Consider the following 21,844-nt stretch of genomic DNA (forward strand, 5'->3'; position numbering starts at 1 on the left):
AAAGCCATCCTTTCCATCGAGGATGGTTTTCAGTCGTATTATTCTCCATTCTTCAATTTCTAAAATATTATCATCTTCTTAATGGTACGTTATTATTTTATTGTTGAACGGTGAAGTATGGTACCTTCATTATAAACAACTTTCTTTTCAAAATAACCATCTTGGTTATGTTTATATTGTAACAAACTTAAGGTTGTTCCCTTTGTTTGAAAGATAATTGCATTTTGATTCTGCCCTTCGTTTGCTATATATAGCTCAGCCAATCCTTGAACATGATCGTCAAATAGAGTGTAAAAGTCCCCTTCGTCCTCAACAACTAGCTGCCAGACTTGACTGTCATCCCAGAGGTATTGACCTTCATTTTCTGGATCAGGTTTTGGAGCTGGAGATATAGATAACTTAATATGTTCTTTTTTTTCATCTCCATCAATATCCTCTTCAATATCTTCAACTGTCAAAATGTCTTCATATGTTTTAACTTCGCCTTTCTCGATTATTAATATGTTACTATCTGTTGAATCTGTTGATATTGTTTCATTGGAACATCCTGTAATTAAAACAAAAAATAAAACTAAAATTGTTACTCTCTTAATATTAATCACTCCCTAATAATAATCTTCTTATTCTATTTTTCTATAGTCACTTCTAAATTAACCTCCTCAATTACATTATTACATATTTATTCCATTTTTCAAGAAAATATATTATATATCCAAATTTGTCTTATTTTATTTTTTAAGTAAGTAAAAGGAATTTTTTATCTTATATCGAAATACTATATTGCAAACAAAATTCTAATTATAATGGAGGTAATTTATCATGCTAAGAATGGCAAAAATAACGCTTTCTTTTTCAGTACTTGCAGTTATAGTATTTGCATTGCTATTATTCCCATCTGACTCTTTCGCTGATACTAATTATACCCCTTCTAAGTACAATGGGGTGAAAGTTTACCTTTCTCCAGCAAATCACAGTCCAGACAAATTTGGATGCGATAATTTTTCAGAGAGTGATAATGCAAGTGATAATGCTCATGAAGCTGCTAAAGATCTACAAGCTATGGGGTATTCGGTTCGTGTGGGTAGTGGTGGTTATGAAGCTAACTCCAGTAGTTCAAATTCTTGGGGAGCAGACTATCATATTCCAATTCACTCTAATGCAACATCTTTTGATTGCGAAGGAAGTAACTCTTCAAGAGGTGGGACTTGGATAATGTATGATGAAGGTGATTCAATCAGTTATGACTTGGCATCAAAGATCGAAACTGTTATGGATGGTAAAAGTCCAGGAACTAACGATAAGGTTTTAACTGATTCTGCTGCTTCAGGATTTAATTATTATGAGTTTTCTGGTACATATGCAATTGATGCCTATATTGAGACGGCCTTCCATACTTATGGCCCTGATAAGGACTGGATGTTAAATCATTCGACTGTTGGTTATTATATATCATTAGGAATTCATGATGGTATTGGGGCACCAAATTGTAAATTTGATGCTTGCATAGAGTTGACACCTGAAAAAGCTAGTGAATTAAATTTAATGAAAGCAGTAGATCCAATAATTGAAAGAAAAGAAATCGGTTTCAACTATAAAACCTATGGTGGAAAATTCCGAGAGTTAGAAGAAGACATTGCTAATCTATTTATGAATGAAGATTCAATCTTCTCTTCTATTTCAAAAAGAAGTTTACTAAAAGGTGTTTCTATAGACGAAGAAGGAATAGTTATCATAGACTTTAAAAACTTTGATATGCCTGCACCTTCAACTTATCAAATGAGGCAAATTTACGATGAATTGTATTCAACAATTTTTAATTACCCACAAGCAGAAGAAGTTTATGTGCAATTTGATGGTAGTTTCACTAACTGGTGTGATTGGCTAAAAATCATACAAGAACCAATGACAAGAAAATAAGGTGAAGATAAAATGATCAGAATAAATGACCTTGGTACAGTACTTATGACAGTACTTTGACTAGGGTCATTTATTCATAAGTTTTTTAATTTCACTATCTTTTTCTTTTAATTATTGCATTAGTTCTGTTATAAATGATTTGAGGTTTGAAATTTTATTTATATCATCAGGATCTTTATTTTCCCTAATACTGATTTTATCTATTATTAATAAGCTTCAAATAGTCTTTGTAAACCTTTATTGATTCTTCATGGATTCGAATTTCTGATTCTACTTTTACTCTATCAATAGCATTAAGCTTTCTCATTTGGTATCTACGACGGCTATATTCATTTCTGCAACCATCACTACAAAATTGACTAAATCGTATTTTCCCTCGCTCTTTCATTGTTTTGAAGTGTGAGTAATGAACATCATATCCACATCCTGAACATTTTATAGTGTACCACTCATTTTTTCTGACCCCGTATTTTTTATAGGTATTTAACCCTGAATTTTTCTTCCTCCTCCTTTTCTTCTTACTTGTTATTCCCTCGTTTGATACTCAATTTCAACAACCACATCCATAACTTCTGGTGATCTGTATTTCTATCATTTTAAATAAAGGGCGTATTGTCGTAAGTGGCAAGGAAACTTTACCAGCATAAATCTATTCTATTCATTATTTAATATATATAACTTCTGATGGAATATAGTGGTATAATTAAAATAATACAATAGTTGGCAAGGGCGGTAGGCAGATCCCTCATTTTTAAAAGTTAGGGGGTGATGCCAATGACGGTATATCAAGCTATATCATTAATGTTAACCTTCGGGTTATTAATAGTAGCTTTAATATCTGTTAGCAAGAAAAAATAGACCGCCTTAGCCAAAGGAAACGGTCTATTTTTATAATTGACTTCTGTCCTACCGCTTAATGCGGCTATTGTATAAAAACCGTATGGTGTTAGCGCACCTGCGGTTTCTTTATTAGTATATGAATCTGTTAAATATATTATACACTTAAAAAGTGAGTAATACCACTTAAAAAGTGAGTTTTATAACTAAAAAAGTTACTATCTCAAATGAATTAGTAACTTAATCATAGATTGTAATGGCTTCGAGAAGTTTTTTTAATTTGATTGGTTCGTTAAGTTTTTGCTATTGATGGATCAATTCAGGTAATGTTAGGAAAATAAATTCATTGGAAGTTTAATGAAATATAGCTGGCACCCTATTTAGTAAATTTTGATACTTGAATTAAGAATATATGTTCGGTATATTGAATATAATAAATAAGAACATATATTCTATCTTGGGTGTGATTACAATGGATTTAAAGAAAAAAGAACGAGTGATTTTTTTGGTGGATCGTCAATCGTTTTATGCATCAGTTGAAAAGGCAGCATATCCAGAATATAAAGATCAACCTCTAGCTGTGGCAGGAGATCCAGCAAAGCGATCAGGTATTATATTAGCAGCTTGTCCAATTGCTAACTGATTGACCTCATAATACGATCTGGCGCTTTTCTCTAATAGAGAAGCGCCTTTCTTTATGATTTGGGCTATATAATGGTATTTATTCTAGTATAATTTAGGGGTATTGAAATTAAAGGACATCATATTTTACATAATAGTAATTTATAAAGGAGGGTAATCAATTGAAGAGATTTTTGTTTGTGACAGTAGGACTGTTTATACTGATGATTGGTTTTTTAGGACTAAGCTTTGGAAATGCTTTAACTCAAGAAGGCAACCCAATTCCAATACTAATATCAATTGCCAAACTTGAAACTTCTGGTCATGACTTCGAAATGTTTTCAAGTAACGATAACTCATATAGATATGTTTCAGAGAATAAAAGTAGTGATGTTGTAAAGAAATTTATGAGTGAGAAAGGATGGGTATTTAAAGAACAAATGGGATCAGGATTTGTGTTTGAAAAGGACCAAAAAGTAACAACAGTGGGAACAAGATTATTTTCGAAAAACTACTTCTTGTGGGATGTTCCAATTGAGATCTTCTACTAAAAGAGTAACTTCTTTTTTCCTATATGCTAATCTTTATCAACAAAATGGGCCATTCTCTAATAGAGAATACAAATCATATTGTCACAATCTAAAAGGAGGTGTAATAATGTCTAATAGAGGTGTTAAAGTAGTAGTCCAAGACCCATATTATCAATGCCCTAATTGGCTCACAAAAGTCAAATATAAAGAATATATAACACTTGCAAAAAACACTACAAAAACGATGTAGATTTATTTTTAGTTGAGTTGTTTGGATATAATGGCATTCAGGTTGATAATGGACCACAGCAAGCTTTTAAAGATTTACTTGAAAAGGAGAGCATCGTGATTGCTGGTGGTGTATTTTTTTATGGTGAAAGTAAAGAGGTATTCCCAAGCTGCTGCTCTGGATTAGAAGGGGGGCGTGAAATTCTTGAAGGTGTTATTACAATGAAAAGTCCTTGGATGGGGCATACACCTTATCCTACTTTTGAGTATGTAGGAGATAACGTCCGTGTGTGGTCAGATGATTACATAAGTATTTGGGAAGAAGATCTACCCACAGAAGATATGTATTATATTGAGTTTGAACGTATTGATTTGATTAGAAAAATAAAGAATCTTGAAACTGATTTAAGAGAGTTTGTCTACTTTCCATTATACAATCGACTCCAAGAAATTGATAAAAACCTAGCAGGAGTTATTGTTGAAAATTTTTTTTCGTGGTGTGACGTTATAAAAAATGAAAGACATTTACTATCAACATTTTATAATAGCTAAGCGATTACACTATAACTGAAAATGAAGTCCTAGAACCTTAATGATTGCAGACATTTTAAAAATTGTGTTCTTCTATTTACTCCAAAAAATGAATAAAGGACTTTAAAGTAATCCAAAAAGATTGGATTAGATGATAGTAAAAATAAATTATAAAAATATAATACTATAGGCTAATCACTGGATGTGTGGAAGTTTTCGAGTTTCATTGTTCAGCAAATCTGGCGCAAATCTTGAATAAAGAGGGTGCCTTTTTAAAGAAATGAAATATTAATTTTTTTCATTCCAATTAATTGGTGTATACCTGATATAATTATGGGATAGTTAGTAAACATTTAAAAAGGGTGTGCTGTAAATGAAAATTCTTATTGGTCAACCTAAAAGAGAGAATAGTTTAGAACAGTTAGAGAATGAAGTTGAAAATAATCCTACCGTAGATATAGTATTGTTTCCTGAAGGTTATTTTCATCAGGATAACATGCAGAATGTGTGTAATTTAGCAAAAACTTATAACACTATTATTGTAACTGGTTATAAAGATGATAACAATAAAGATAGGGTTTCTATTATTAATAGTTTAGGTGAGCTTGTGTTGGAAAGAGCAAAAACACCAGAAGATGAAAAATTATATACTCCATCGAATATTGAAGAGAATGGTGTGAATTTAGGATATTTACTTTGTGTAGAAATATTCAAAGGATTGGAAGGACTAGTCAAACATGATGATATCGATATTATCTTTAATCCTATTGGAGTTGGTATGTTTAGTGAAGCACAATTTGAAGAATGGACGAATGAAGCTAGAAAAATTGCCATTGATCAAAGGGCGATGATTATTGGAGCTAGCCACGCAGATGGATCATATAGAAATTGTGGATTTTCAATTCCGATATCATACTGTTTTGATAAAAATGGACAAGAAATATTGATTTCAAAAAACGATGTTCGAACACGTATTTTAGATACTACACGAAAATCTGTTGAGGTTATCGAAAACTCTCTAATATAAAGAGCAATTTGTAACGTTTATACATAAATGACTAATAGAAACTCAAGTTATCTTCAACAATCAGGCGCCATTCTTGAATAACGAAAGCTTTATGGTACACTTCTTGAAGAAGTGTGCTTTTTACATTTTAAGGTCATATTTATCAAGGACAGAAAATAGTATTAGGCACTCATTGAGCTGTAATGACTCTAATGATGGCACATTATGATAATCGGTACAACGTAGATTTTTTATAAACACTACCAAACCAGATGTATATAGGATGGAGTTCATTGGTCAGTCATTAGTAGAAGTTAAGAGGTTATGGAGTAGTTAAAGATTGATGAGTACAACATTATATTCGTTTATATTTTTGTCGCAACCATCAAGTAGGAGCTCTAGTGATCCTCAACAAAATGGTGCATTTCTCTATTAAGAGATCATCTGTATTTATTTTATTTAGTTAATCTTAGATTTTATCAAATAATGACGTTACTGAGATGGCTAACGGACATACAGAAGGCTATAAAAACAAAATTGAGGCTACCCCACTCCAGTTTATCGAAACTTTTAAATCGTATAGACGTATATTATTTTAAAAATATTAGACAAAAAAGGAGTCGTTATATGTGAGAAAGGTATTCTTTGGAGTTTTCATTTCAATTCTCTTATTTATTGCATCGTCTATTACTTATGCTGCAGAAATACAAATAAAAGTAGACGGCGTAGATATTGTATCTGATGTGAAACCCGAAATTATGAACAATCGTACAATGGTGCCCTTACGTGTTATTAGTGAAAATTTGGGGGCTAATGTTGATTGGTCTAATTCCGAAGTTACTTTTACAAAAAGTAATATCAAAGTAATATTAAATTTGAACAGCATTACAGAGGAGAAGAACGGTGAAAAGATACTTCTTGAAATAGAACCATACATAAAAAATAATCGCATATTCGTTCCACTTCGCTTTATCTCAGAGACGTTTGGATGTGATGTCAATTACAGCAACTTTACAGTAACTATCGATACAAAGCCATTGCATATAGATGGTGTACAAGTAAAAGCATTGCAACACGAATACCATATGACTATGGGCGGAGTAGTACAGCAAATTAATGGGAATGCATATAACGAAGCAATCTATAATATTTTTATGGAAAATAAAGGGGATAAAGTCGATGCCCCTGAAAATTATTCATGGATGTATACCATGGACATTCTTGGATCTTATTATAAAGTAGGACAATATGATTTTTTGGATCAGGAAGATGATATCCTAAAGAGTTTTGAGATTTATAATTTAGTTGAGTCTTTTCCAAATGAAGATTTAGAGGGATATCCAGAAATTTTACTTTATGACGTTACTGAAAACCAATGGTATTTATTTAACGATAAGGCAAGGAAATCCATTAATCAGTTAATTGATACCGCCTCAAAGAACGGTTTTTTGAAGATTATCAGTGATACAGTTGTATAATGTATTATAAGCGAAAAATGTTTTTGTTTTCTAGTTTTGGTACAATTTATGTAGGGGTGTAAATTTGCAAACTCCTCCTTACTCACAACTTCTATGATTTCTTGTTTCTTCTCTTTTGTCAGTTTGTTTTTAGGTTCAGGACGAGATACAATGGGACGTTGATCTTCTGCATGCAAGCGCTAATCGGCACTGTTACGATTAGCTTCTTGAATCTTTTGTAGGTATTGAGTTGAATTCTGATTATATCGAAATAACAAAGAAAAGATTGTCAAAAAGATTGATCAAAACTCATGAACTAGAATGTGATTCATGAGTTTTTTTGACTTTCATATTGCATAAATGGGCCAGATTGTTGAAGATCTTATGGTAATATAAAAACATAAATTACAAGATGATAGAGAGATGAAAAATGATTGAGTATGAATCACTAATATTGTTTGCCATACCTTGGATAGTTTACAGAACTATAGTTTTCGCATTTAAAAAGCCGTTTTCTATTAAAACTGAATTTATTAAAGCTCTATTTTATTTTTCAATAATATTTATTTATTGCTTAACTATATTCCCTTTTCCTTTTTATGTTTACCCATATGAAAAGGGAAATGCTTTTCAACTTATGAACCTGATTCCTTTTGCAAGTATTTACGGTTCTCTTACACATTTTTATTATATGGTTCCTTTAAGAAATATAGGTGGTAATATCCTTTTATTTATGCCTTTAGGTTTTGCTATTCCACTTAGGTATAAAGTAAATAAGCTGTGGAAAGTCATGCTTATCGGACTCTTCATTTCGTTTACAGTTGAAGTAGTACAGTTATTTATATCAATACGATCATTTGATGTTGATGACCTTATTTTAAATACTCTGGGTACAATAATGGGGTTAATTGTATATCGACTATTTATATTAGTAACAAAGTCAGCAAAACAAAAAGAAACGATTGATTTAATGAGTAAGACTTAAATCTACAATTGAGATTTAGGCTTTTTATTATGTGGAACAAGCACGTAATATGAGGGAAATGTACTTATCTCTATTTGTTGGTAAATTTGTGTTAAACTATCAGGTATATTTGTGTTTAAAGTTATTAATTTCTTTTTTGTATTTCTTTTATTGATTTTGCTTTATGGAGGAATGAAACTATTTGGTGTGAATTTTTACGCTACAGGAACTATACCCGGTAATGTAGAGAATGTACTAACTTATAACATTAAAAACGGTAAGGCGATTTTATTTGAGCATAAAAATAGTAATTACTTTGGTATAGCAGAAGTAAAGAAATTTGGTCCAATCTATTATTATAATGGAGGAACAGATTTTTATGAGATTGAGGACCGTATGCCATTTAGTGTAGCAGGATATGGGGAAAAAAATGGAGATTTTACGGTTGCAGTAAAAATCCCTTCCGGTTCCAGTATTAAATATATTTCTTTAGGAAATCATCTTGAACCAGAAGATCCTTTAAATGAAAGTATATCATTGGATATTGTTCAACAATATTCGGAACAATATTCCGATAGTTACTTATTAAGAGAAGTTGAAGGAAACTATGTCTTTTTCTTAACGAATGGTTACTCTAAGCAAACTTGGACTGTAAGGGGGTTTGATGAAGACGGTAAATTGGTTGCAGATAAATTGTTCGGTTCACAGCCAAGATACTTACAATAAATTCAATTTTTATCAATTATATATGAATTGTTCATCAACAAAATAGCGTGATTCACTAATACTACTTTTGAGAGGATTTGTTAAAATAATACAAAATAAGATTATTGAGCTATTGAGGTGAGTAAAATGTTTGACCCTATAACTGACTATGACTTCATAATTTATTCTGATGATAAGACTTCACATATAATGTTTACTCTTGAAGAATATTTACATCAGCGATTACCAAGTTTGTCTTGTACAATTGAAGTTTTAGATAACAACTTTAAAGGTTGGAGTATCAATGTCTGGTTTACTCTGGATGAATTGCATTCTTTTATTGGAAAGTTAGAGAAATTTAATAAAACAAGGCATGGGAAAGTATGTTTAGAAGCAATGACACCTGAAGATTTTAATATTACTTTTGAGAACTATAATAACAAGGGAGATTTAGTAATTTACTATTCAATCGCAAATAATAAGTATAATTCTAATCTAAAGTTAATTAATACATTATCTGGAGGTTTTAAGCTTGACTCTGAATTTCTCTTTAAAATATTGAGTGCTATTAAACAATTAGCTTCGGTGGCAGAACTTGAAATGGATATTGATTTTACGACCTAGACACTACTTGTTAGTGCAAAATAAAATAGATCTTCAACAATCTGGCGCGATTATGGAATAACATGAGTAGAAAATAATCAATCTTTTTTATAAACACCAAGTAGTTAATATCCAAAGAAAAGGATCAATCTGAATCAATTTTTGTAACTTGACAAGTTGATATAGCTATACTTCCTCCTCCTCCTCCATCATCACTAATAACGATACCTTCACCAACGTTAAGAACAGTTCCTTGTGAAATACCACTCCCAAATGATATAAATTCAATACCAACTTCTTGATTAATTAATTTAATGAACTCGTTTGTAGCTGGATCCTCACAACAACTGCACTCTCCTTTAACATCCAGTCGCACTGGCTTTAAAGTAGTATCAATGCCTAAAGTATCACTTCTGACTGCAGTGACATTACATATGGCATAAAACCCTGCAGAAGTATCTGCTATAAAATTATCAACAGAAAGGATTGTAATATTAAATTCATTACTAACAGGTGTAATAATTTGGACATCCGTTTGACCTACTAATTGTTGCATCACACACTGCATTGGACAAACACAACAATCACAGATCGTTCTGTCAAACTGTCCCATAAATTCACCTCCATTCGAGATTACGTTCATGTTATTTTATGCGGTAAGATATCGATTGGATTGGACGAAAGACTAATATAGATACCTTCGTTATAAAAAATCCGCATTTGTTTTTGTCAATATGTAATAAGATTAAAATACGCAATACACAGATGCTTTGATCAATAAGACCCATAATCAGCCTGCTTAACTATATCACTTGTATTTATAATAGAACATAGAGCAGACTTTTTCCGAAAAATAAATAGATGTAATTTTACCCCTATTTCAGAAACAAAAATTGAGATTATTTGGAGGCTAAGTATTAAAATGTTGGTGGATTTTTTAAGTTGCCCCAAAAAGAACGAATCGTTGCCGTATCCCTAATCTTTAAAGATAATTGAAACTTTTACCTGTTAATCACGTACCTAGACTATTGGGGAGATAGAAGGGAGAGTGCTTTGAGGATGTCGAAGCAATATTTTTGTTAAGCGTTTTTATCGTATCTAAAAAAAAATAACAATCTTAATAAATCTCAAAGAGGATGTGATATTGTATGAGGAAAAGAAAAGCTTTTTTTCTGCCGTTTATTTTCACACTATTCATAATTGGTTTATTATTATATTTAGATCTTCAAGATGAAACGTCTATCCCTAGCGAAGGGTGGAGCCGTTCGTTGACACTGCCAGTACAAGAGGACTATATTAGTAAACCGTTTATACTCGAAGATGGAGATTTATATCACATTTATTCTCCTACAAACAAAGACGTGTCTCATCTAGTCGTAGATGAAAGTCTTGAGGTGCAGTCACATGTAAAGTTGCCTGTTATTGTTCCATCAAGCTCTAATATGTGGGCAGTTAGAAATGAACTCATCTTTATCAAAAATAATACAATTCAAAAATATGACGGAGACTCAATTACCGAGTTAGAGCATAATGTTGAAGGGCTTGTTGCTAATCAAGATCAAGTTGTTTTTTGGCAAGAGCAAGAGTTACATGTATTAAACCCTACTACATTAGAGAACAAACAGCTTTTCGAAACAGCGCATCCTATTTATGATGTACTTATTGATGACAAAACAAATTCTGTACTAATACTTACGAGAGAAGATAACATTCATTTAGGTGTTACTTTTTTACTAAATAAAAACGACAAGTTTGAAGTGAGCAATTTATCACCTATTACGATTAGTGACCGTGATGATATTACTAGTACTTCGTTTGCAATACATAACAGAGAGATTGACATTCTAATTGGTACTACAGCAATTGAAGCAGGTTTGAGAACGTATCATACTTATCATACAATTGCAAATGTAGATAACGCTTCAACAGAAACAAATACAACGAAACTAACTATTTATGAAGAAGGATCTAATCGAAAGATTGATGATGCCCAAAACCTAGTTATTACCAATAAAGAGGGCGTTCCGACAATTATTTTTTCTGCTAAAGGGAAATCTGGTAAACAACGCGAGAATGCTAACATTTATGAGGCATATAATGAGGATGATCAATGGTTAGCTCAAAGAAGAAGTACATCTCGATATCTGTCTAAAAAAGCACAATGGTTAAATGATGAATCTCTCATATGGATTGAGTTTACTGGGGGAGAATACACTCTTTATGGAGCATCTATGAATGAAGAGGCTATTAACAATAGTATGAAAACGACAAAGAAAGATTGGCTTTTTGCAGTATCAACAACAATAACAGGGTTATTTACTAGTGGTTTTACAATATTTATCATTGGAATATGGATTGGACCACCTCTGGGATACCTATTCGTGGTATATATTGTGAATAAAAGGATTTTTGATCGGGATGAAGTGAAATGGTTGGAAGTTACTTCTATATTAATCTATTTAATTGGACAGATAATTCTAAATCAATTTGTTTTGAATGATTCGATGAATTTAAAAACACCTCTAGGTCTGTCCTTTTTTGGTAGTGGTATAGTGACGACTTTAGTCATTTTTACTCTTACATTTATGGTGTACAAATTAGCAAGAAATAAAGAGTGGGGATTATTTGGGGATATTTTCTATTTTATAGGAATTAATCTATTATTCTCTACTTTGATCTATGAGTCTACTATCATATAGAATGTCTGTAATGTAGTTTTGAAAATAAAATTTGATCAAAATAATCTAGTAAACATACAAGCTATCGTTTATGAAAAATCATATTTTAAAAAAAGATTGATCAAAACATAAGATTTTCTGTACAGAAGATGACATGTTTTTATAAAAATTTTGATTATTTCCAACTCAAAACCTTATTAAACCATGGGATTAAAAATAATATCATACTAGTTTTGATATTATTTTTTTTTAACAGTGTTCTATTTCAGTGCAACTTTATTTTAAAATTACACTTGAAATAATTATTACTATAGTAAATGACAGGGTTGTTGAGAAGAAGTACAAATAGAAATTAGAGAGGGAGAAATCTAATGATAACCAATGAACATAATGCACAAAATGTTTTTTTACCACCAAAACATATTATTTCAGCAGCGACTATTGTACTTAATGATCAAAGGGAGATTTTATTAACTAAAGGTCCATGGAGGGGATGGGAAATGCCTGGGGGACAAGTTGAAGAAGGAGAGTCATTGAAAAGAGCTGCAATAAGGGAGACTAAAGAAGAAACTGGAATAGATATTGATGTATTAAAATTTTGTGGGGTATTTCAAAATGTAAGCGGTTCTATTTGTAACACAATGTTTTTAGCTAAACCAATTGGAGGAGAACTGACAACTTCCTCTGAAAGCTTGGAAGTAGGTTTTTTTCCTATTGAGGAAGCTTTAGAGATGGTAACTTGGAAAAACTTCAGACAAAGAATAGAATATTGTTTGAATGAAAATATGCAACCATTTTTAATAGAATTTTGAGCTAAATTTATGCAATTATTTTGAAATAATTAGGATTTTATACTACCCCTTATTTTATTTGATGAGATATTGTTTAAAAACTCTATACACATTGCATTAACTGCGCAATAGGTAGCATTAGTATATAACTATGTTAGGGGAGAAAATTAGTGAGTGTAAAGGTTCCCACACTAATCGGAGAATTAGTTAAACTAAGACCACTTAACTATAACACTGATCATATAGCTTGGTTTGAAGTCGAACAAGACGAAATTATGCATGAATGGGTAGGTAATTCAGTTCCAACATCATATGATGAGGTGAAACAATATTTGTATGATCTATATCCTAAACATTTTATGATTTGGATGATTGAAGAAAAAAAGAGTAATAAGGTAATTGGAATGATGCGAATTAGTCATCCTCAATATAATGAAGAAAAGTTAGTAGCAGGTGACTCACAAAGGTTACATTCCTGCTATTGGCGTAAGGGATTTATGAAAGAATCTCGCAAGTTGATTTATGATTATGTGTTTAATGAATTAAAAGTAGATATTTTATATGCAGACGTTTGGGAAGGGAATATTAATTCTAGTAAATCCTTAGAATTTGTTGGCTATCAATTAATAGACATACAAAGAGAGTATTTTAAAAAGTATGATCGAATACAAAACAAATTATACTACCAACTACAATTAAGGTACTTTAATAATAAGAAATATACATAAAAATGGTGATTAATACTTATTATTTTAATCCTATCTAGTTAAGAAGTAAGATACTTTATCATTTAATGAAGGTTCCTAAGCTGATGGGCAGCTTAAGGAATCCCAAACACAATATGTTGAAAATTCACCAGCTTTCAAGGAGGCTATTATGAAAACTTTTATTTACATGGTGAGACATGGGGAATCACCGAAGACTGAAGGAAATGAAAGAAAAAGAGGGTTAACTGATAAAGGGAAATCAGATGTTTATCGAATAACTGAATTATTGAAAGGAGAGGGGATTGATGTTTTCGTTTCAAGTCCATACCAAAGGGCGATCCTAACCATCAAGGAGTTAGCTCGATGTTCAGGACAAGAAATTTTAATATTTGAAGATCTTAAAGAAAGAATTTTTTCTAATGAAGACAACAGAATATGCGATAAGGAATTACTCCCTTTGTTGAAGAAATCGTTTTCTGATCCAAACTTTGCTCTAACGGGAGGAGAGTCTAATACAGTTTGTCAGAACCGAGCTGTAACGGTTTTGAAAGAATTATTAAAGAATTATCAAGGACGGAAAGTAGTATTAGGTACTCATGGAGCTGTAATGACTTTAATGATGGGGTATTATGATAATCAGTACGATTTGAATTTTTTACTACACACAACCAAACCAGATGTATACAGAATGGAATTTAATGGTCAGGTATTAGTAGAGGTTAAAAGAATGTGGAATACCCTTTTACTTTCATCTTCTGCAAAACCAGCCAATAGTTGTCAATAATTTAATAAAAACTAAAAATGTTTCATGTTATATATGCTCCCTTCTTAAAGAAGAGCGCCTTTTAGATTGGCTATCTGGAATTGAAACATTGATGAAAGTTAGAAATTACTAGATAATATTAGCACGGTAGCTAATGTAAAGATTTTGTGGAGGTGAAAGTTTTTATCTATGATTATAATGATAATATCTGAGTTCATTAGTATATATTTCATGCCCATTTTAGCAACTATATTTTGTCTTAATCTTGTAGAAATAATAAAAAAAGTTAAGATAGATCAACCAACTACCGCTAACACATTCTGGTTAACAACATCTTTTATATTAATAGTTTGGAGCATTGCTGTCTCTTCAATTTCTTAGATGATTTTGGATATAGCAGTACATGAACTATAGAAAAATGAAACAAAGCAATATGTCTCATTTCTCTAATAGGAGAAGTGCTTTTCTTTATGGTAAGGGTTATCTTGTTTAATAAAGTAGAAAAAAATGTTAACTTACATTCTTTCATAATTAGCGGATATAAGGAGGACTTGTAAAGAAAAATTCTCATAGATATTCCTCTTTACAATAATTGCATTGTTGTCACACATGTCCCATCTGTTTTAAAAGTAGAGAGGTTGCTTTCTGCAATTTTGCCATCGTACTTTATTCTTACTTGGTATTCTTTGTCTCGTGGTAACCACATATCAAGAAAGCCGTTCTTCCCAGATACTATACTTTCCTCAACGATAACATTCCCTGTTGAATCTTCTATTACAACATCAAATGTCTCATTTGCCAGTTCACCTTGACAGCTAGTCAAGTTATGGGTAGTGCATGGGTGTGTCTTGTCTATATACGGTGCAATTGAAATGAAGAATTCGTCTTCTGGTAAATCATACGTACGTTCTTCCTGATTAGTATTCTTTACAATCAGATATTCAGATGTGATGGATGCAGTCTCGACCTCAATGTTACCTGCACTGTAGTCATAAACTAGATCTTTAATAGACTGTGAATCCATTTCTTGTTGTTTTTGTGTTTGTGCCACATCTTCACCACAAGCTGTTAATAGAAGAGTTGTTGTGAGAGCTACAAGTAAACGATTTATTTTCATAGATATGCACTCCTTAAAAGTTTCTAAACAATATTATATAGTAAATTTTTTTAATTAGAATAAGAAGGAATAGTTTATCACTGAAATGTCACAATTCAGGTAAAATTATAAATTTGAAATACAGTCACGATGTTTATTAAAAGATGCGACATAATACCTAAAAGTTGAATCTACTTGACAAATGGGTACTTAATTGAAGTTTTCTCTTGAATTTTTCAAATATTTATCTAATATATCAATCTTCAGCAATCTGGCGCGCTTCTTAATGTGTAACCACCAGATTTTCCTTCTATAACTTCAACCCATTTTGCATCAACTAATTTAGCTAAAATTTTACGAATAAAACTTGATTGTCTTTTACATTCTACTTGAAAAACATGTATCTTCTATAGCAAATAAAAATGCAAGTGTCAAAAGTTAATGATAAAATAGGTTAAACCATTTCTAGAATGACATGAAGAGGAGGAATAGGAATGAAACTTCACTATTCTAATGATCCAAATGACTACTTTAACAAAGTAGCTCCTTATCTTGAAAAAAACGAAGTAGTTAATAACTTGGCACTAGGAATATTATATTCAATTATTAACAATACTCGAAAATATGAAAAAAAACCGTTGCTCACTTATATTGAGGAGAAAGGGAAACCTATCTTTGTCATGCTAAGAACACCACCTCATCCATTAATCCTTTGCGGAAATGAAGAATATTTTCAAGAAGCAATTGCTATAGCTGTAAATGATCTTCATAGGAAAGGTATTTCAATCCCTAAGATTATAGGTCCAACTTCACTTGCTGAGCGATTTACGAAGAAATACTGTGAATTGTTTAATCTAAGTTCGAAGGTGGACATGTATCAAAAAATATACGAGCTTACTGAAGTTAAGCCAATAAAGCGAAGTGAAGGCAAGCTCCGTTTAGCCAAAAGTGGAGAACAAATGTTATTGGCTACATGGCTGCAACATTTCTCGGAAGTGACCGGTACTGAACTTACATTAGAAGATGCAAATAAGAGAGTAGAAGAATTCATCACAAAAGAGACTTTATACGTGTGGGAAGTTAATGAAGAAGTAGTTTCAATTGCCAACAAATCCAGACCGACAAAAAATGGAACTGTCGTCAATTTTGTATACACTCCGCCACATTACTCAAGGAAGGGATTTGCTACGAGCTGTGTTGCCGAATTAAGCCAGCTTCTTCTTAACGAAGGATATTCATTTTGTAGCCTATATACAGACTTAGAGAACCCGACTTCAAATAGCATTTATGTGAAAATAGGTTATCAACCTGTAGCAGACTCAATAGTTTTTCGTATTTCATGATTGATTAATCTATTTTAGTTTGACCAAAACATTTTTATTATTTTGTTGTAAGGGTAAGGAAATTAAAACTTATTTCACTTTTCTATTGACTGGACATTCAGTCAACAATTATATTTGAGATAACAATTCAGTAATACTTTGATTAATAATAACATGACCTGATCCGATGTTAGATTATTGATAAGCTGTAGACCAAATAAGGGGGAAAAGATATGGATTTGAATTATGAAGTGCATGGTACGGGTGAACCAATCGTTATGATTCATAGCCCAGGAGTAGATATGCGGGAATGGGTGTACATCGTACCTCATTTGGCAGAGACAAACCAGGTTGTCATTTTTGATGGTCGAGGTGCCGGAAAATCGCCAGCATCAGTTAAACCATCTGATTTTGTTGATGATTTACGAAGGCTCATCGATCACTTAGGGATTGAAGAGGTCACTCTTGTTGGTCATTCAATGGGGGGACAAATTGCAACTGATTTCACTCTTACATTTCCTGCTAAAGTAAAAAAACTTGTATTAATTGCTCCTTCTTTAACAGGATTCAAATATTCAAGTGAATTCACAGAATGGATGCAGAAAGTAAATTCTGTCGCACCAGATGTTGAGAAACTTGTTGAGATGTCGTTAAGCGGTCCAAATTACAGTATTACCATGTCAAGCCCACAACAAGGTTTTCTCTACGAAATGACGAGACACTATATGAAAAAAGTATTTACAGAATGGGAGAATTTTGAGATTATCTGGCCTGAACCACCAGCGATTGAAAGATTACATGAGATTAAGGCAGATACTCTTTTTATTCAAGGGGATAAGGAATGGGAGGATCTTTCTCGAATCTCTGAACACTTCAAACAAGTACAATCAATTAGTTTTATCATTGTTGAAGGTGCAGATCATATGGTGACACTGACTCATCCTGAAAAAATCGTCAATCACATTGATTTATTTTTACACAAAAGGGTAATAGAATAATGCCTCGCACACCGGAAACAAATGATCAAATTAGACGTGAAACCAGCGAGAAAATTTTAAAAGTTGCTATGGAACTTTTCATTCAAAACGGATATCATTCTACTTCCATCGATGAAATTGCTAATAAAGCGAAAATCTCCAAAGGGCTTCTCTATCACTACTACAAGGGTAAAGAAAGTCTTTTGGCAGCAATGGTCGAGGAACGGATTGAAGAACTACTAGAGGTCATGGAGACTGCTACAACAAAAGAGAGCCCAGTTGAACAAATTTCGTATATCATAGAGGGCTCTTTGGAAAACGTCAGTAGGAAGCCGAAGGTTTTTCGATTTTACCTTAATCTACTTACACAGCCTAAACATGATAAGGTGTTGGCTAAATATTCCAATCTATTACAGGCTGAGTTTGATAAACAATTTGAAGTTCAAAATGAGATGTTTGAAAAACTGGGTGTTACTAACGCTAAAATGAAATCTGTTCACTTTTCATCCACTCTTCAAGGAATTATGTTAATGTACTCAACCTATCCCTACCTGTTTCCTTTGGATGAGATCAAAGCTCAAGTAATTGATGAGTTTTGTAGATAGACTGGGTTGAGGAATACCATCTAGGTATGAAAATTTGCTAGGAAATGAATCTAATATCTTTATAGAAATTAGTTTCTTTACCTATATCATGTTCATTCCTTCTTTCATAGAATATTGTATGAAACTAGAAAGGGGGGATATGAGTATATGAGAAAAAAACAATCTGGGAAAAAGGTGAGTCGCGTAGAAGGACGAACTTCTCGCTCAATAAGTACTAAATTACAATGTAGAGATGGAGAGCATAGGGGATCTGTATTAATTGTTCCAACTCGAAAGTTTCCAAACATTCAATCGGCAGTTGATGGTGCTAAGCCAGGTGATAAGATTTTAATCAAAGAGGGAACTTATTTTGAAAATGTTAAGATTGAAAATAAAAAAAACATCACGATTCAATCGTTTGAACGAGAGTTAGTAACGATAAGAGGATCAGGAATAGGTGCTGGTATTGATATTGTTGAATCTTCAGAAATTACTCTTCAAGATTTCTCATTGAGAGATTTTGTTTACGGTGTGTTTATTAGGGGTAATAAAAATTTTCTTATCAATATACTCTCTAGTTTTAATAGTCTTTACGGCATTTTTTTAATGGGAGACGATAATGTGCTAGAAGATTGTTCCATTTTTGATAATCGTATTTTTGGAATTCAAATGAGTGGCACTTCAAATGTAATAAAAAATAATATTGTAACTGATAATTCAGACGCTGGTATTCAAGCTGAAGGTAGTGCGTTTAAGAATATAATTGAAAACAATACTATTGGCAGGTCATCAAGTGGAATTCTATGGATCCCAGTTAATTCGAGAGATAATATATTTAAGAAGAATTTCATTATACAGTGCGATTCTGGAGTAGTCATTCAAAATAGTAGAAACAAAATTGTGCAAAATTCTGTTCAAAGACAAAGGAATAGTGGTATTGATATTTTAGGAGATAATAATCAGGTGGCACATAACTTTGTGACATCTAGCAATGTTGGTATAGTAGTAAATGGAGATAGTAATACAGTTCAGGATAATTGTGTGATAGGTAATTCAGTAAAGGATGTTGTCGATGTAGGGAAGAATAATGTCATAAGAGACAATACGAATTGTAAATGTTAAAAAAAGGTTGGAATGAATAGTGATGATTAATCTACTCAACAAAATGGCGCGTTTCTCTAATAGAGAAGCGGCTTTCTTTATGATAAGGACCATTTAATGGAATATTTTGATGATGAAGTTAAAAAGAAATAAAAGAATTGCTATAGAAGTATTTCATGAACAGCTTAAAAAAGATGGAGTGCCATTAGAAGTAAGGGAAACACTTACGAAGTCATATGAGCAAATGGTTCCATTGAAATTAAAAATTTGGAAACCAAATCTTAAAAGGCTAGGAAGTAATAATCCCCGATAAATAAAACACTTTCCATTCAGTGGAGATGAAAAACACTCCACTGATTACAAAAAAGACGACCACAAAGGGTCGTCTATACATGAATAGAACAATATAAAAATTATTGAATAATATATTGGAATTTTTCCCAACCATCAATCAAAGGACGGTTTGAAATTAATGGACTATCTCCACCATCTTCAGCAGTAACATATAACCCATTTGCGTTTGCTTGAAGAGAAAATGTATTGTCTCCATTATCAATCCATTTAAATTGCTCCCACCCTTGTATAGAATCGCGATTGGCGATAAGATTGCTTTCACCACCATTTTCAGCAGTGACATATTTTCCGTTTGCTAAAGACTTCAGAGCTATAAAACCATCACCTCCATCAACAACTTCAAACTGTTCCCATCCTTGTGCAGCATCACGATTAGCGATTAATGCACTGTTTCCAGCATCTCCAGCAGTGACATATTTATTATTTGCCATGGCCTTGATTGCAATGATGGATCCTATGGGTGCTTCAGATCCTGTGTTTCCGTCAGACTCAATTTTCATCCATTGATAAGTCCCCACGGTTTTTGCAGGAAGGATTGAGAGGATCTCTTTTCCTCCAGATAAAATTTTGAAGGTTTGCTCAGAGTTGGTTTGATTAATGACAACGGATACAATTGTGTTGTCCGGATTTAAAAAGGAGACATTAGTCACTGTAGCAGCTGATCCATAATTGCTATCGATACGTTTTGCTCCTTCTTCAACAAATTTGGAGAATTGAGCAATAAAGTTATATTCTGGTGTTATCCAATAAGTATCTCTGTCGATTGGGCTTTGTATAACCATTGTCGGATCTGGCGTTCCTGACCATTGTTCAGGTGCGATGTTTTGATCAAGCATGGTCACCCAAGCATTATAAGAAATAGCCCAGTTTCTAAAGTATTGTGCAATACGGTCTGCACCACTCGTTCCCCATACGGTACGTTCGGTTACTAACACATTTTTATTTGAGTAATTATTGTGAACTTCACTCATTCGTGTTGGTTCTCCGTCATAATCATGGAATGCAACACCATCTACTGCTTCATTTGCTTGAGGATTGTTTAGTATTTCAGGGATGTAATCCCAAACTTGTTCAAAGTTGTGATCAAAAGACCATAGCTTAGTCGCAATACTATGTGTATCAAATTCATTTTTTAATGCAATTACGATCTCACGTTCATTTTCAGGTGTCAGCTGCATACTAGGGTAATCCGGCGCAGCATAAAGCGGTTCGTTTTGAATCGTCATCGCATAAATTGGAATGCCCAAATTTTCATAGGCTTGAATCGCTTTACGATAATATTCTGCTAAATCATTGTGATGCTCCCATTTTAGATAACCACCTATTAAACTATTGTTTGTTTTCATCCATGCTGGAGCAGACCAAGAGCTAGCAAATATTTTAATCGGATTTCCAGTCTCGTTCCCTATAGCAATGGCTTGTTGAACAGTAGATACAATATTATAATCGATATCTTTTTGAATAGAAAACTGACCTGGGATATCTTCATACGAATAAAATTCACGTCCTGTAAAATCTGAAGCCCCGAATGTAATTCTAAATACATTCATTCCAGCGCCATTTACAGGGTCAATAAGTTTGCGAAGCACTTCATCACGTTTTTGTGGTGACATTAGAGATAAGTTATATATCGTGGATTCTTCCAAAGATGTGCCTAATCCTAATATGGTTTGATATTCAATATTTGGGTTCACTTGAATTGTAGTTACATTAGCTCCACTAGGATCAGTTAAAGGAACATCTGCTTGTTTACTTAACTGATATTCAACGCCAGACATAGCGAATGTTGGATCGGTATACCAACTTCCACTTTTGGGAGCCGTATTGTTAGATTCTGAACTAAAATAGACTTCAGCTGCAGAATCGGCAGCGCTTACATTATAGTTTGTAGACAGTGAGAAATGAAGAGTAGTGAATGTAAGTACAAAGATGAGGGATAAAATAATGATTTTTTTTACGGATTGCAGGTTTGTTAACATGTATAAATCCTCCTTATTTTAGTGAAGTATTATGAGTAGTGGTACCTTAACGTACTATTATAAGTGAAATGTTACTTCTAATTTCCTCCTTTC

Annotated in this window: 23 protein-coding genes and 2 pseudogenes; 21 read left to right on the plus strand and 4 right to left on the minus strand. The window is 32.5% G+C overall.

What is annotated here, in order from left to right; translation table 11 throughout:
- Window positions 1-92: 92 nt before the first annotated feature.
- A complete protein-coding gene (locus EPK97_RS13540) occupies window positions 93-602 on the minus strand; it encodes a hypothetical protein (RefSeq protein ID WP_162037158.1) in 510 nt (169 codons plus the stop codon).
- A gap of 217 nt (window positions 603-819) precedes the next feature.
- Here EPK97_RS13540 and EPK97_RS13545 point away from each other — a divergent pair, with 217 nt between their 5' ends.
- From EPK97_RS13545 to EPK97_RS13585, 12 genes and pseudogenes are all read left to right on the plus strand, one after another.
- Entirely contained in the window at window positions 820-1,917 is a 1,098-nt protein-coding gene (locus EPK97_RS13545) for an N-acetylmuramoyl-L-alanine amidase CwlD (protein ID WP_162037159.1), read from the plus strand.
- A 774-nt stretch (window positions 1,918-2,691) separates the two neighbouring features.
- Window positions 2,692-2,775, plus strand: a complete 84-nt coding sequence (locus tag EPK97_RS22615; protein ID WP_407925676.1) for a putative holin-like toxin — start codon at window positions 2,692-2,694, stop codon at window positions 2,773-2,775.
- Window positions 2,776-3,226: 451 nt separating this feature from the next.
- Window positions 3,227-3,391, plus strand: a pseudogene (locus EPK97_RS13550) (Y-family DNA polymerase); the annotation flags it as partial.
- Window positions 3,392-3,557: 166 nt separating this feature from the next.
- Window positions 3,558-3,926 carry an amino acid kinase family protein gene (locus tag EPK97_RS13555; protein ID WP_240903819.1) on the plus strand — a complete coding sequence of 123 codons (369 nt, stop codon included), beginning with the start codon at window positions 3,558-3,560 and terminating at the stop codon, window positions 3,924-3,926.
- A 106-nt stretch (window positions 3,927-4,032) separates the two neighbouring features.
- On the plus strand, window positions 4,033-4,155 hold the full coding sequence (locus EPK97_RS22240) for a hypothetical protein (RefSeq protein ID WP_276609504.1): 123 nt from the start codon (window positions 4,033-4,035) through the stop codon (window positions 4,153-4,155).
- 17 nt (window positions 4,156-4,172) lie between these two features.
- Window positions 4,173-4,685 carry a hypothetical protein gene (locus EPK97_RS13560; RefSeq protein ID WP_162037160.1) on the plus strand — a complete coding sequence of 171 codons (513 nt, stop codon included), beginning with the start codon at window positions 4,173-4,175 and terminating at the stop codon, window positions 4,683-4,685.
- A 352-nt stretch (window positions 4,686-5,037) separates the two neighbouring features.
- Window positions 5,038-5,691, plus strand: coding sequence for a hypothetical protein (locus EPK97_RS13565; protein ID WP_162037161.1), 654 nt, complete (start codon window positions 5,038-5,040; stop codon window positions 5,689-5,691).
- A gap of 140 nt (window positions 5,692-5,831) precedes the next feature.
- A pseudogene (locus tag EPK97_RS21920) lies at window positions 5,832-6,007 on the plus strand (histidine phosphatase family protein); the annotation flags it as partial.
- 292 nt (window positions 6,008-6,299) lie between these two features.
- Entirely contained in the window at window positions 6,300-7,148 is an 849-nt protein-coding gene (locus EPK97_RS13570; RefSeq protein ID WP_162037162.1) for a stalk domain-containing protein, read from the plus strand.
- A gap of 409 nt (window positions 7,149-7,557) precedes the next feature.
- Complete coding sequence (locus tag EPK97_RS13575; RefSeq protein WP_162037163.1) at window positions 7,558-8,112, plus strand: VanZ family protein; 555 nt, start codon at window positions 7,558-7,560, stop codon at window positions 8,110-8,112.
- A 171-nt stretch (window positions 8,113-8,283) separates the two neighbouring features.
- Window positions 8,284-8,817, plus strand: coding sequence for a hypothetical protein (locus EPK97_RS13580; protein ID WP_162037164.1), 534 nt, complete (start codon window positions 8,284-8,286; stop codon window positions 8,815-8,817).
- Window positions 8,818-8,943: 126 nt separating this feature from the next.
- Window positions 8,944-9,420 (plus strand): WapI family immunity protein, encoded by a 477-nt coding sequence (locus EPK97_RS13585; protein ID WP_162037165.1) that lies wholly within the window; start codon window positions 8,944-8,946, stop codon window positions 9,418-9,420.
- Window positions 9,421-9,544: 124 nt separating this feature from the next.
- Here EPK97_RS13585 and EPK97_RS13590 read toward each other — a convergent pair whose 3' ends face one another.
- The gene (locus EPK97_RS13590; RefSeq protein ID WP_162037166.1) at window positions 9,545-10,012 is read right to left on the minus strand and encodes a hypothetical protein; all 468 of its coding nucleotides are present in this window, start codon (window positions 10,010-10,012) and stop codon (window positions 9,545-9,547) included.
- Window positions 10,013-10,547: 535 nt separating this feature from the next.
- Here EPK97_RS13590 and EPK97_RS13595 point away from each other — a divergent pair.
- From EPK97_RS13595 to EPK97_RS13610, 4 genes are all read left to right on the plus strand, one after another.
- Window positions 10,548-12,098: a hypothetical protein gene (locus EPK97_RS13595; protein WP_162037167.1), complete on the plus strand. Its 1,551-nt coding sequence runs from the start codon at window positions 10,548-10,550 to the stop codon at window positions 12,096-12,098.
- A gap of 350 nt (window positions 12,099-12,448) precedes the next feature.
- Window positions 12,449-12,889 (plus strand): NUDIX hydrolase, encoded by a 441-nt coding sequence (locus EPK97_RS13600; protein ID WP_162037168.1) that lies wholly within the window; start codon window positions 12,449-12,451, stop codon window positions 12,887-12,889.
- Between the two features lie 149 nt (window positions 12,890-13,038).
- Window positions 13,039-13,596: a GNAT family N-acetyltransferase gene (locus EPK97_RS13605; RefSeq protein ID WP_162037169.1), complete on the plus strand. Its 558-nt coding sequence runs from the start codon at window positions 13,039-13,041 to the stop codon at window positions 13,594-13,596.
- 148 nt (window positions 13,597-13,744) lie between these two features.
- Window positions 13,745-14,359 (plus strand): histidine phosphatase family protein, encoded by a 615-nt coding sequence (locus EPK97_RS13610; RefSeq protein ID WP_162037170.1) that lies wholly within the window; start codon window positions 13,745-13,747, stop codon window positions 14,357-14,359.
- Window positions 14,360-14,921: 562 nt separating this feature from the next.
- Here EPK97_RS13610 and EPK97_RS13615 read toward each other — a convergent pair.
- A complete protein-coding gene (locus tag EPK97_RS13615) occupies window positions 14,922-15,455 on the minus strand; it encodes a CueP family metal-binding protein (protein ID WP_162037171.1) in 534 nt (177 codons plus the stop codon).
- Window positions 15,456-15,928: 473 nt separating this feature from the next.
- Between EPK97_RS13615 and EPK97_RS13625 the strand changes: the two genes are divergently transcribed.
- The 5 genes from EPK97_RS13625 (at window position 15,929) to EPK97_RS13645 (ending at window position 19,731) form a co-directional block, all read left to right on the plus strand.
- Window positions 15,929-16,777, plus strand: a complete 849-nt coding sequence (locus EPK97_RS13625; protein ID WP_162037172.1) for a GNAT family N-acetyltransferase — start codon at window positions 15,929-15,931, stop codon at window positions 16,775-16,777.
- A 212-nt stretch (window positions 16,778-16,989) separates the two neighbouring features.
- Window positions 16,990-17,754 (plus strand): alpha/beta fold hydrolase, encoded by a 765-nt coding sequence (locus EPK97_RS13630; RefSeq protein ID WP_162037173.1) that lies wholly within the window; start codon window positions 16,990-16,992, stop codon window positions 17,752-17,754.
- Window positions 17,754-18,338: a TetR/AcrR family transcriptional regulator gene (locus EPK97_RS13635; protein WP_162037174.1), complete on the plus strand. Its 585-nt coding sequence runs from the start codon at window positions 17,754-17,756 to the stop codon at window positions 18,336-18,338. The genes EPK97_RS13630 and EPK97_RS13635 overlap by 1 nt, the downstream gene beginning before the upstream one ends.
- A gap of 147 nt (window positions 18,339-18,485) precedes the next feature.
- Window positions 18,486-19,439, plus strand: a complete 954-nt coding sequence (locus EPK97_RS13640) for a right-handed parallel beta-helix repeat-containing protein (protein WP_162037175.1) — start codon at window positions 18,486-18,488, stop codon at window positions 19,437-19,439.
- A 112-nt stretch (window positions 19,440-19,551) separates the two neighbouring features.
- Window positions 19,552-19,731, plus strand: coding sequence for a hypothetical protein (locus EPK97_RS13645; protein ID WP_162037176.1), 180 nt, complete (start codon window positions 19,552-19,554; stop codon window positions 19,729-19,731).
- Between the two features lie 100 nt (window positions 19,732-19,831).
- Here EPK97_RS13645 and EPK97_RS13650 read toward each other — a convergent pair whose 3' ends face one another.
- Window positions 19,832-21,751, minus strand: coding sequence for a glycoside hydrolase family 30 beta sandwich domain-containing protein (locus tag EPK97_RS13650; RefSeq protein WP_162037177.1), 1,920 nt, complete (start codon window positions 21,749-21,751; stop codon window positions 19,832-19,834).
- Window positions 21,752-21,844: the final 93 nt, after the last annotated feature.

Source organism: Chengkuizengella sediminis (assembly GCF_010078385.1).
In the GTDB taxonomy this organism is placed as follows: Bacteria; Bacillota; Bacilli; order Paenibacillales; family KCTC-33759; genus Chengkuizengella; species Chengkuizengella sediminis.